The sequence below is a fragment of the Pseudomonadota bacterium genome (assembly GCA_026388315.1).
GTDB lineage: Bacteria > Desulfobacterota > Syntrophorhabdia > Syntrophorhabdales > Syntrophorhabdaceae > MWEV01.
Genome location: JAPLKA010000084.1, coordinates 81,024 through 92,768 on the forward strand (window position 1 = coordinate 81,024; position 11,745 = coordinate 92,768).

Below are 11,745 nucleotides of genomic sequence, written 5' to 3' on the forward strand. Positions count from 1 at the left end.
TTATGTTTTATCTTTCCCAAGGATATCAATCCCTATGGAACGTTCCACAGATCTTCTCGTTTCCTGAAAACTTATGTGTTTACTTCCTTCATGCGTGGGAATAATAGTTAAAACAGCCGGGCACCGCTGACGGAATTCCTTAATTGCTTTAGGGTTCTCACCTGCAATGCTCTCTGTAACAAGGATCAACCCTATTTCAGGATCCGTTGACAGATTAACCAGTTCCTGCATTAATTTTGAACTATCCTCCAGTGGGATAATCTCAAACCCTACAGATTTAAATCCGAGTATGAGGTGCTTTTCTCCTACAGCAATCGCCTTAGACATAGCAATCCTTCAGTCTTTCTTTCAGCAGGTCCTGATCGATGCGATTAAGTCTGCCGGTAACAACCAGTTTAAGGTTCTGCATCTCCACATTGAGCCCGGCAAGAAAGGAGAATACCCTCTCAGGACCAGCGGTCTGTAACCTGCCGTCACGGGCAATCCTTGTTAAGTAATTCGTTACCTTTAAGTCAAAACTAGATATCTGCTCATCTGCGTAAGACTCAAGAGATTCGTTAAACAAATCCCCTATTATTCCCCCTATCACCGCTGGCCATGTCTCCGGGTTATTTATCCCGGTGAGTTCGATCACAACCTGTGTAAAATCTTCAAGCGGGAGAAGATGCTGCTGATAGCGTTTCAGCGAAATCCCCTGATTTGCTGCCCTCCAGAGAACAATAACGATATACGCAAGCACTCTTTCTTTCACGTATATGCTGACCATTTCAGACTCGATTTCATTCGCCAGAGAAAGAAGATGCCTTAAATATGAACCATCGAGCATAATGTCAAGAATGCCGGAGTCTATCTGAAATGCATCGCCTGCAGTCCATCCTGTTGACTCTCTGAGTGACCGCGGGAGTTCGGCATAATCTTCGTGCACTATGGCTAAAAGCATTTCCTGTGTGAAAAGACTTATGGGAAAAGGAAATGCCGTAGCGCCAGTCAGCGCGCCCTTCAGGTTCAGGTAATCACTTTGGAGCAAAAAAATATCCACCGGTATCGTGGAAGGGCAGTTACCCCTTAGCGAAAGCGCCATATCGTAAAAACATCTGTCAGGAAGAGCGCCAAAATCCTCCCGGACAGCTCCCGGGGCTAAATAATCCTTGAGAAATGTATCCTGAAGATGTGGAACGATATCTTCAATGCGTTCCTGACTAATCATGTTCAGGAAAAATTCCCTTGGCAGAAAACGCGCTTCAAGAACACTTATCCTTCCTGACACAAAACCCCATTGTGGAATATTCGGTATTTTTGGAACCATATTATACTTGAACCGAAAATAACTCTTTCGCCATAATCGGTAACATCTCCTGTTTTATATCCTTCAGTAACAGCCCTAAGGTTTGATCTACTTCATAGTTCGTGCCTACGAAAATAAAGCCTCCGCGCTCATTCAGCGGACTTGACTCATCAAGGACCATCCTGGTTTCAGGGGTTCTCTTCTCGTTCATATCCGAGAGGATTCTGATAAAGATACCCTTCTCATCCCTGTGAACACGCAATTTCCCTCCGGAATCACTTGCAGCTCTCTCGATAAGACCGGCCATGAACAATCCATACTTTTCCGCAGGCCAGCTCAGTACCATCTCCCTGGCTTTTTTAAAGAGAGCGTTTAGCAACAGGTTACGCCTTTCAAGAACCTGTTTGCCTGCCATCCCCTTAAACTGGATGAGCTTACGGTTGAACTCATCTGCAATGGCTGAAGTACGGGCTTTATTGAGTCTGTCAACCTCCGAGGCAATTTCTTCCTTTCTGATATTCATGAGCGAGGCGTAATGCTTTTTTGCTGTTTCAATAATTTGGGCAGCTTCCTTCCTGGCTTCAGATAAGACTGCTTCACGAATCTTTTCTATTCCCATAATCTTTCGACACCTCGTTTCTCACTTGCCAAGGGTTCCGAGAGCAAGCGGCTGAGTAAGAAATACAATAAAGAGAACTGTTGCGAGAAGCGCAACAACCGCATATGTCTCGACAAATGCCGGGAATAAGATAGCTCTTCCGGCAGCCTCCGGCCTTCGGGCAATGAGTGAAATACCGGCCGCAGATGCTTCGCCCTGCTTGATAGCAGAAATGAATTGGGCTAAACCGCATCCGAGCCCGACAAAAAACAGCGCCAGACCGGTTCCCAGCGTGATTTTAATAACTGAACCACCGATAAGACCTGTCTGCGTCATCATGAGGATGGCAGCGATGAATCCGTAAAATCCCTGTGTTCCAGGGAGGGCAAGCATAACAAGCAGACGGCCGAAGAGCTCAGGCTTTTCGCGAAGAACCCCGGCGCACTGATGCGCGGCAATAGCAATACCCCATGCAGAACCTGCACCTGCCAGGCCAAAAGCCAGACCTGCTCCTCCATAACACAGACCGCGTCCCAGTTCAATCCATTCAGGCGACATTTTCTCTCCTCCATTGTACATTTTTATAAAATAACATCATTCACCAGATTCACCAGCTTTTTTCATGACGCACACGGATGAATCAAAACTAAGCGGCTGGAATGGCCTTGTTCCTCCCTCATAAAACCTGCCGAAGAACTCAACAAAGATGAGCCGCATCGAATGGACAAATGCCCCCAGTGCACTGATAAGGAAATTAAACAGATGGCCTACCAGGAGCACAATGATGAACAGGACCATCCCCACATACGGGACGTCCCTGATCATGCCTGCCATAAGGTTGAAAGCCATGGCAATAATAGAGGTGGTAAGACCGAGGGCGAGCAGACGACAATACGACAGGGTGTCACCGATAAAAGCCGTTATTCCATAGCTGCCCATGATTCCGTAAAGACTTACAACCCCTCCTGCAAGTTTCCCCATGGGGCCCTTAAGATCCCTTCCCTGTGTCAGTATCAATCCTATTATGCCCCCGACAAAGAGCCATATACCCGTGTTAAAGATCTTTGGTGGAATATCACCGAAGATCTTCCCTACGATCATTAAAAGGCCGGACAAAGTTACAATCCAGCATATTCCATCAGAAAATGCACCGATAAAATCCCTGTTACGGATTGCGCCATACATCTTGAGAATGATACCAAGGAACTGGTTAAGTACCCCGAGGCTGAGGGCAATTATGAGAGCCAATATGGTCTTATCCATGGGGTCAAGCACAAGGCACTTCTGCTGCAGCACATGCAGGATATTCCCCTGCCCCAGGTACTCCGGTTTATGGAGATCTCCAAACCAGGACCCTGTGAGCGCCCCGAAAATAACACTGCTTATTCCGCCGTAAAGGAGTATGCGGGTCAGGTTGTTCACTCCTCTGTAAGCCTTTGTCTTAGCGGTTAAGTATGCGCCCGTTATAATAAGCATAAGACCATAGCCCACATCACTAAAGCAGATTCCGAAAAAGATATAGAAGTTCAACTGCATGAAAGGGGTCGGGTCAAAACCCTGGTATGCTGGAAGGCCGAACATCTCGGTGAGAAGCTGAATTGGTTTCAGCAGGTATGGCACAGAAATACTTACCGGTAAATCTTCATCCGGAGAAGGATCTTCCACGGTAACCATGGATTCAGGAAACTCCTTATTTATCATGGCAATGAAAGTATCCGTGTCTTTTGACCTTATATATCCACTCAATATATAGACCCATTTCCCATGCACGCCTTTCATGGCAGCAACCTGCCTGTTACGGATATTCGTCCAGTATGCCTTAAGAATATGCAGAGATCGGCGACCTTCTCCGTCGCATTGACCTGCAGCAAGAAGTTTCACTTTTTCTGCAACCTCGGCCACCTGATCACGGTATTTTCCAAGGTCCCCTTCCAGTTCCCGCATACGGTCTATGATCCTTTCCATGCGTTTCGGGAGCTGGATTTCTTCGAACCCGATATCAGAAAGGGCTTTTCGTACACCTTCGGCATCATTCTTAAGGAAGGCAAATACCATTCTGACGCGTCCATTCGCCTGCTTTTCCGCTGCGTTGGAAGTATCATACTTTTGGTTGTTGTCAGGGAACACGGCGGGCTTTACCTCTTCCCATGCAACCTCTGTCCATGGCTCTATTGCAGGGTTAAGTTGAATAACGTTTTTTTCCGGCACATACCCTATTGCCATGCCGACACGGGTTGGTGAGAAAAATTCTGCAAGATCAAAGGGGATATCTGCAATAGGGCCAAGCTCTTTCATCTCATTCTCGATCTCGTTAATCACTCTCTCGGAACGGCGGTAAATCTCGTCCAGTTCGCTCGTATACCGGTAATTGTCCTCAAGGTTATATTCGCTGAGAACTGTATTTATTTCTTTCTGAGATGTAACAAGGGGAAGCGGCGTCAGGCTTTTAATGAAGCCCTCCTGTTCAGGAGAAAAAATATTCATAAGATTCAGGATGGAATCAATTTTATAGAGACTATTATCCTCCTCTTCCGTGGGGACTTCATAGCTCCTGAATGGAACGTCCTCTTCAAGGGAATTCTTGACGTCGATAATCTCCATCATGCCCAGGTTGTTAATAGCCTTTACCAAACGCTTGTTTGTCTCTTTCGGGCTTACAACCGTGACCCTCTTTAACAGCTCAATGGCCATATTTCTTCCTTATACATTGCATAATCGTGACACGATCAAATCCACCTGGGACGCAAAAGCATCGTCGGAAACACTATTCAAGGCATCGAGCGACTCTTTCAGCTCCCTCTCTGCCTCATACAAAGCTGTTTTGTGAGTTTCCTCAATATTTTTCTGGAATTCTGCGATCTTCTCGTTCATCTCTTCAGTCATCTTTTGACGATAGGCAGCGATTTCTTCTTCATAGACCTTCTCTAATTGCTTCGCTTCTACGTGGGCATGCGCAATTATTGATTCAGCCTCGTTCTCAAGGTTTACAACATCTTTGACTAACATCACCATTGATACTCCTCGCCCACCATATCTAAATAATGTTTACATTTTAACATCAGCCCCGATAGGAATGACCTCTGTTATCATGATTGAGGCTTTTTATCCTATATTAAATATTCATTCACTGTCAATATTATTGTCAGGGGTTTTACCTACCCCCTCATACTTTTCGAAGATGAAAATCAGGGAAACCCTGATTGAGGTTTCTCCGATATTTTCATCTTTTCGAGCCCTGTCATTTAATTTTCATACTTTTCGAAGCTGAAAATCAGGGAAACCCTGATTGAGGTTTCTCCGATTTGTTTATATTATTATGAACAACAGGAGCTTCAAAATAATAGAAGCTTAATGGAGGTACAAAATGACTATAGATGCATCCTTTCTCATCTTACCGTGGTATGCCTGGTGGGCAATAATTATTGGTTTTTTTGTCACGAAGGCAATCGCTGTCTGGTCCGCCATGAAGAGTTAAATTCGCCGGGTAAAAATTTTACCAATCCCTATTCAAACACCACTTTTTTAGCGTCTTTAGTACAATCCAAATTAGAAACCCAGAACAATCCCAATTAGAAACTTTGTTCTATTACTGGGGCTTGCGTCGCCCCCTCCGCCAGCAAAGCTGTCGGAGCCTCCCCCTCATGCTCGCTTATGCTCGCAGCATAAATTCCCGCGGGCAAACCCGTGGGAATTTATTGAAAGTAGGGCATGTTTTCTGTTAACTTAATTTGTATCTGAATTGAAACACAGGAATATTTGAAGAATGCACAATTTTTTTGACCTCACCCTGAACGACCTCGAAACAGCAATAGGCGCCCTGGGAAAGGAAAAATACCGGTCCCGCCAGTTGTACAAATGGGTCTACAATAAGGGTATATATGATTTTAACGAAATGACGAATGTCCCGAAAAGTCTTCGTTTGGTTTTCAGAGATATGTTTGATACAACGCTCCCCGGGATAAAAGAAGTGTTTTTCTCTAAGGATGGATCAACCAAATTTGCATTTCTCCTTAAAGACGGTAATGTGGTGGAAAGCATATTCATGCCCGAAGAAAAAAGAGACACGCTGTGCATATCCACACAAATAGGCTGCAGGATGGGTTGTAAATTCTGTGTAACAGGAAAAATAGGATTCATCAGGAATCTCACCACATCAGAAATTGTAGGACAGCTCATAGCGGTTAAACAATACCTCGAAAATGAGACAAATTTCTCAAATATCTCTAAAATCAATTCCCTGCCGGGCGAGGGTCAGGGGAGATTGATTGCTAAAAAGGAGCTGAGAGAATCGTCTGAAAAATTGATCACCAATATTGTCTTCATGGGTATGGGCGAACCGGTTGATAATCTGGACAACGTGATGCGTGCGCTCGACATATTAAAAGACCCCTTTGGTCTCGATTATTCCTACCGTAAGATCACCCTCTCATCCGTAGGATTGATTGACGGGCTGCATCTGATAAAACCTAAAGTGGCAGGCATTGCCATATCACTTAATGCGGCGGATGATAAAAAGAGGTCATATCTCATGCCTATTAACAGACTCTATCCCATAAGGGCTATTTTGAATTTTGTGAAAGATTTTAAAGGAACCAACAGGACAAGAATCACGTTTGAATATATTTTAATCAAGGATTTCAATGATTCGCTCGAAGACGCAAAACAGCTTTCGGAAATCCTTAAAGGTGTAAAATGTAAAATAAACCTTATCCCTTATAATGAGTCTCCCTATCTCGAATTTAAAACCCCAAGCCCTGAAACAACAGAGAGGTTTCAGGCATACCTTCTAAGCAGGTGCTTTACGACCATAATAAGGAATTCGAGGGGACAGGATATTGGCGGGGCATGTGGACAACTGGGTATGAGATACTTAAAGACAGTGAATGGTGAATAGTGAATAGTAGATAGTAGATAACGTAAAAGCAGAATTCATAATATAGAAAATCGATATTCGATGTCCGACACTCGATATTATGGTTTTACTATTCACTATTCACTAACGACTATTCACTGAATTTAATGGAGAATTAAAGATGAAAGGCATGCTTCCGGTTTATAAGGATTCTTTTTTCTGCGGGTTCAGCAGAGAAGACGGATTAAGGCTTCAGATGATGTACGAAAATGGCATTGTATTCTGTGATGTGAACCTCGACAACCGCTTTGAGGGTTATACAGATGTTTTGCACGGTGGGATGATTTTCGGTATTCTGGATGTCATTATCTGGTATGTAATTTTTATGGAAACACAAAAAATCGGCATGACAAGAAAAACAGAGATGGAATTTTTCAAACCTGTTATGTGCGGTAGCACTTACATTGCCAAAGGTCAGTTTCTAAGAATTGAAGATAGGGACATCCATGCAACAGCATGGCTGGAAGATGATCAGGGTGAGATTTATGCCAGGGTAGATGCCCTCTTCAGAGAAGCCAGAGATTTACCGATAGAACATTTCATCAATAAATTCGACTTCAGCCATGCTGATCCGGAGATTAAGGAATATTTCCTTTCACTATTGGGATAATACAACTTTAATGTTCTCATTCGCCGATTCGCCGATTCGCCGGCTCTCCGATTCGAATTTTTTCCTCGATTGTCTGAATCAGCCTGTCAATCCCTTCTTTCTTAAGGCAGGATACGGAAACAGCATTATACCGCTCTTCAATGTTCCGGATGATCCCTTTATCCATTCTGTCAACTTTATTGAAAACTATTATCCTTTTCTTCTCTCCAAGATGAAGGGGGGCGATCAAGTCTTCAACGATATGGATTCGTTCTTCGAAGTCCGGTGAGCTGATATCCACAAGGTGCAACAGGAGGTCGGCATCTTCGAGCTCTTCCAGCGTGGCAATGAAGGCCTTGAGGAGAACGTTGGGTAAACCTCTTATAAAACCCACTGTATCGGTTATTATAATGTTTTTTCTCTCAGGATATTTGATGAGCCTCGTGGTCGGGTTTAAGGTGCTGAATGGTTTATCCTCAACTTCCACATTACTCTTTGTGAGGAGGTTTAACAATGTCGATTTGCCGGAGTTCGTATAGCCGATAATTGAAATAATCGGAATATTGGAGCCTCTCCTCTTTTCTCTCTTTTTGCCCCTCACCTTTCTGATTTCAATAAGTTTTTTTTCCAATAAGCCGATCTTTTCCCGGATCCTCCTTCTATCAACCTCAAGCTTCGTCTCTCCGGGACCTCTTCCCCCGATGCCGCCCATCAATCTTGAAAATGCCGTATTCCTTCCTACGAGCCTCGGGAGGATATATTTGAGCTGGGCCAGCTCTACCTGTATCTTTGCCTCATTTGTCTTGGCCCGCTGCGCGAATATATCGAGTATTAACTGATTTCTGTCTATGACCTTTAAATCGGTAATGGACGAGATATTCCCTATCTGGCCCGGCGTCAGCTCCTCATCGAAGACGAGAAGGTCTGCCCCCAACTGCTGACTTTTCATAATGATCTCTTCTATTTTCCCTTTGCCGATAAGATATTTCGGATGCAACTCCTTTGGTCTCTGTATAGCTACATCTACAACAGAGATGCCTGCGGAATAGCAGAGATCTTTAAGTTCCGATATGTGGTCATCAATATTCTTGTCTATCCTTGGAAGAACAACACAAACAAGTACACACCGCTCCTGATCTTTGTTTACAATATAATATCTTCCTCTGGCCTTTACGAATTCATTCTCCAGGGCTGTTATAAACTCTATAAAATCAATATGGAGTTCCTGTATGCTGGTTGGACCGATGAATTCCCATATCCTGCCCTTTTGATCATCCGGCATGAGATGGCCTATATGTATCGTTTCGCCCGTACCCCCTCTCCCCTCTGTCAGACAGGCTACAAGGTCAAACTGTAACATCGCAAGATCGGTAAGGTCTTCCTTGGAGAGCAATTCACCATTCAGATGGGTATGTATAAACCGTACACCTCTGAATCGAGCCCTTCCAACCCTTTCTGTGGAAAGTGGAGGTATCGCTATGCCTCCCTTTTCCCCGACAATGACAGATTCAATGCCCCCCCTCCTGTTAATGAGAAGTCCAACCTGTCTTGAAATTTCACGGGAAATCTGTATGATGTTTCTTGCCAGATCAATTGAAATAATTGATGATGGATCTACTCTTTTTTTGTAAAGATTTAAGAGTCTTCTTCTGATTAAGTGATCAAGTCCCTGGGTGTTACCGAGTATTTCTATTGAAGTCTCCCATTCTCAAGCAATGCATGTTCTATTGGTTCAAATCTGTTCAATTGGTTTTAACCAATAAGACCAATAAAACCAATCAAACAGATTTGAACCAGTATTAGACACTGGCAAGCAAATCCATGTCAATTTCCATACTGGCTGCAAACTGGACACTGTCGAGAAGTATCATGACGCGCTCTTTGCCTTCAAGCTCTTTCTCGAATATCCCGCTCAGGCCTTTAAAAGGACCATCCTTAATTAATATTTTTTCACCTTTCCGAAAACCCTTCTTCTGGATAGTTGCCACACCATCCACAAGCCTGTACCTTATGAAATCTATCACTTCATCCTGAATAGGGATAATCTTATTACCAAAGTGAACGATGGTTTTTACACCCCTTGTATATTTTACAAGCCGGAACTCATCTAAAGGATGAAACTTCACAAAAATATAATTAGGAAACATCTGTTCAACGACTTCAACGAACCGGCCATTTTTGTACTTTTTCAATTTCAATTTTGGTGCAAGCACTTCAATACCACCACCGGCAAGGTTTGAAGCAGCCCTGTCTTCGTTCCTCGGTTTTGTATTCACTGCAAACCAATATTTCATTCTCCTATAATAGTATTAACCGGGCAAATTATCAAGCTAAAGGCAGCGGGTACATTGGAAACATCTTGACATATTTATGAATATTTTAATAAAATCAGCTTATGGAGATAAAAATTCTTGGATGTTACGGCAACTCAGTAAAAAATTTCAGAACTACCTCCTACCTTATTAACGAATCATTGTTATTAGATGCCGGCACAGTAACGGAACCTCTTGATGATAAGCAGTTAAAAAAAATCAAGCATATACTGATAAGCCACACCCATCTCGACCACATAAAAGACCTGGTATTTCTTGTCGATGAGCTGGTAATGATGGGAGAATTCAACATTGACTTGATAAGCGTAAAACAAATTCTTGAAATTATTTCAGACAACCTTTTCAACAACCGGCTGTGGCCTGACTTTACTGTTATCCCTTCTGAAAAGAATGCTATCATCAAACTACGCGAGATTGAACTGGAACAGTATACAAACATAAACGGCATTACCGTAAAACCCATATTGATGACACATACCGTATACACAGTCGGATACGTTATTAAAGAGGGTACCAGAGGTTTTATGTTCACCTCCGATACGGGTCCCACAAAAAGATTCTGGGAGATTGCACGGGAAGAAGAGGGGATCGAATTTATCATAGCCGATGTGTCATTCCCGAATCGCTTGGAATCACTGGCAAAACTATCGGGGCACATGACACTGTCAATGCTCATTGACCACTTAGACAGATATGGACTTGGTAAAATGCCCATTTATATAAACCATATAAAGCCTATCTTTTTAGATGAAATATTCAGTGAGCTATCGTTATCAAAGAGGGGGAACATAAAGCCCCTGGAACAGGGGAGCCAAATAACGTTATAATTCAGACAACATTCTAAGTAAGGGGGAAACAATGGGTAAAAAATGTATAATCGCTGTTTTCTGTATGTTCCTTTTATGCCTTACATCAATTGCCGCATACGGACAAACCCCTTTAGAAAAGGGTATGAAGGAGTTCAGGGATGAAAACTATGAAGAAGCACTTGAAAATCTCATCGAGGCGCGCAAGCTTGAACCAACCTCGACTGTAGCCGCTTTTTACCTCGGGCTCACCTATAAAGTCATGGAGAATTACAAAGAGGCCGTACCCCATCTGCGGGATGCCGTCACCTTTAGTCCTCCTGTCAAAGAAGCCATTGTAGAACTTATTGACTCATTGTATCAGACAAACAGTCTTGACGAAGCCTACAAGTGGATAGAGGTAGGTGAAAAAGAGGGTATCGCCCCTGCACGGATTCAGTTTCTGAAAGGGCTTTACCTTCTCAAAGAGAACAAAAACGCTGAGGCCATTACCGCCTTCGAAAAGGCAAAAGAACTGGATAAGACCGTTGCCCAGGCAGCGGATTTCCAGATTGCCAATGCCTATATGAAGATAGGGAAGTTGAAGGACTCTCAGAAGCGTTTTAAATTATTGATTACCCTTGACCCCACATCCGACCTTGCCACCTATGCGAGGGACTACGAAAGGGCGGTAACGGATAAGATAGATGCAGAGCGGCCCTTCAGGTTCAATGTCAGCCTCGGCTACAAATACGACTCAAATGTAAATGCAAGCCCTACAACAGGTACTATTTTTGATAACCCGAATAACGCATACCTTGTTTCCGGTAAGGAAGATACCGCACTAACTGCAACCTTTCGTGCCCTCTACATCGCACCTTTTTCTTTCAGAACCCCGTACAACCTCTCCGTTCAGTACTCCATCCTTGCAGACCGATATATGAGAAGGGATGATTACAACTTGGCGCAACAATCCGTCACCGTAACCCCGGGATACAGCTTCAGCAAGATTGCTTTTACCGTACCGCTTATTTTCGGCTACATCAACCTCCAGAGGCAAATAGGGGACGACTTCCTGAATAAGCTTGATTGGTGGTCAGAGACCCGCTATCTCCTGTCGTCGGGAATTGCCCCTACGGCAAGGTATATGATCAATGACAAGAACATTCTGGAACTTACCTACGGGTATATGCGAAACAAATATTATAACACCACTGAGTCCACCGCACCGGTGGACCCCAAC

The 11,745-nt window shown here is 43.7% G+C and carries 12 protein-coding genes; 4 read left to right on the forward strand and 8 right to left on the reverse strand.

Features of this window, described 5'->3' with window-relative positions:
- The 6 genes from NTX75_11880 to NTX75_11905 are packed head-to-tail and all read right to left on the reverse strand — an operon-like array spanning window position 1 to window position 4,895.
- Complete coding sequence (locus tag NTX75_11880) at window positions 1–327, reverse strand: hypothetical protein (protein ID MCX5816919.1); 327 nt, start codon at window positions 325–327, stop codon at window positions 1–3.
- The gene (locus tag NTX75_11885; protein MCX5816920.1) at window positions 320–1,267 is read right to left on the reverse strand and encodes a V-type ATPase subunit; all 948 of its coding nucleotides are present in this window, start codon (window positions 1,265–1,267) and stop codon (window positions 320–322) included. Before NTX75_11885 ends, NTX75_11880 begins: the two co-directional genes overlap by 8 nt.
- A gap of 40 nt (window positions 1,268–1,307) precedes the next feature.
- The gene (locus NTX75_11890) at window positions 1,308–1,904 is read right to left on the reverse strand and encodes a V-type ATP synthase subunit E family protein (GenBank protein ID MCX5816921.1); all 597 of its coding nucleotides are present in this window, start codon (window positions 1,902–1,904) and stop codon (window positions 1,308–1,310) included.
- A 21-nt stretch (window positions 1,905–1,925) separates the two neighbouring features.
- Window positions 1,926–2,441 carry a V-type ATP synthase subunit K gene (locus NTX75_11895; protein ID MCX5816922.1) on the reverse strand — a complete coding sequence of 172 codons (516 nt, stop codon included), beginning with the start codon at window positions 2,439–2,441 and terminating at the stop codon, window positions 1,926–1,928.
- Window positions 2,442–2,477: 36 nt separating this feature from the next.
- Window positions 2,478–4,574: a V-type ATP synthase subunit I gene (locus NTX75_11900; GenBank protein MCX5816923.1), complete on the reverse strand. Its 2,097-nt coding sequence runs from the start codon at window positions 4,572–4,574 to the stop codon at window positions 2,478–2,480.
- A 9-nt stretch (window positions 4,575–4,583) separates the two neighbouring features.
- The gene (locus NTX75_11905; GenBank protein ID MCX5816924.1) at window positions 4,584–4,895 is read right to left on the reverse strand and encodes a hypothetical protein; all 312 of its coding nucleotides are present in this window, start codon (window positions 4,893–4,895) and stop codon (window positions 4,584–4,586) included.
- Between the two features lie 751 nt (window positions 4,896–5,646).
- Here NTX75_11905 and NTX75_11910 point away from each other — a divergent pair.
- Window positions 5,647–6,777: a 23S rRNA (adenine(2503)-C(2))-methyltransferase RlmN gene (locus tag NTX75_11910; protein MCX5816925.1), complete on the forward strand. Its 1,131-nt coding sequence runs from the start codon at window positions 5,647–5,649 to the stop codon at window positions 6,775–6,777.
- A gap of 139 nt (window positions 6,778–6,916) precedes the next feature.
- Window positions 6,917–7,405, forward strand: a complete 489-nt coding sequence (locus tag NTX75_11915) for a PaaI family thioesterase (GenBank protein ID MCX5816926.1) — start codon at window positions 6,917–6,919, stop codon at window positions 7,403–7,405.
- Window positions 7,406–7,421: 16 nt separating this feature from the next.
- Here the strand turns inward: NTX75_11915 and hflX are convergent, their stop codons facing one another.
- Window positions 7,422–8,777, reverse strand: a complete 1,356-nt coding sequence (gene hflX, locus NTX75_11920) for a GTPase HflX (protein ID MCX5816927.1) — start codon at window positions 8,775–8,777, stop codon at window positions 7,422–7,424.
- 406 nt (window positions 8,778–9,183) lie between these two features.
- Window positions 9,184–9,678, reverse strand: a complete 495-nt coding sequence (locus tag NTX75_11925) for a hypothetical protein (protein ID MCX5816928.1) — start codon at window positions 9,676–9,678, stop codon at window positions 9,184–9,186.
- Window positions 9,679–9,779: 101 nt separating this feature from the next.
- On the opposite strand from NTX75_11925, the gene NTX75_11930 reads away from it, so the two are divergent.
- Window positions 9,780–10,544 (forward strand): 3',5'-cyclic-nucleotide phosphodiesterase, encoded by a 765-nt coding sequence (locus NTX75_11930; GenBank protein ID MCX5816929.1) that lies wholly within the window; start codon window positions 9,780–9,782, stop codon window positions 10,542–10,544.
- A gap of 31 nt (window positions 10,545–10,575) precedes the next feature.
- Window positions 10,576–11,745, forward strand: a 1,170-nt coding sequence (locus NTX75_11935) for a surface lipoprotein assembly modifier (protein MCX5816930.1), incomplete at its 3' end; no start/stop codon positions are given.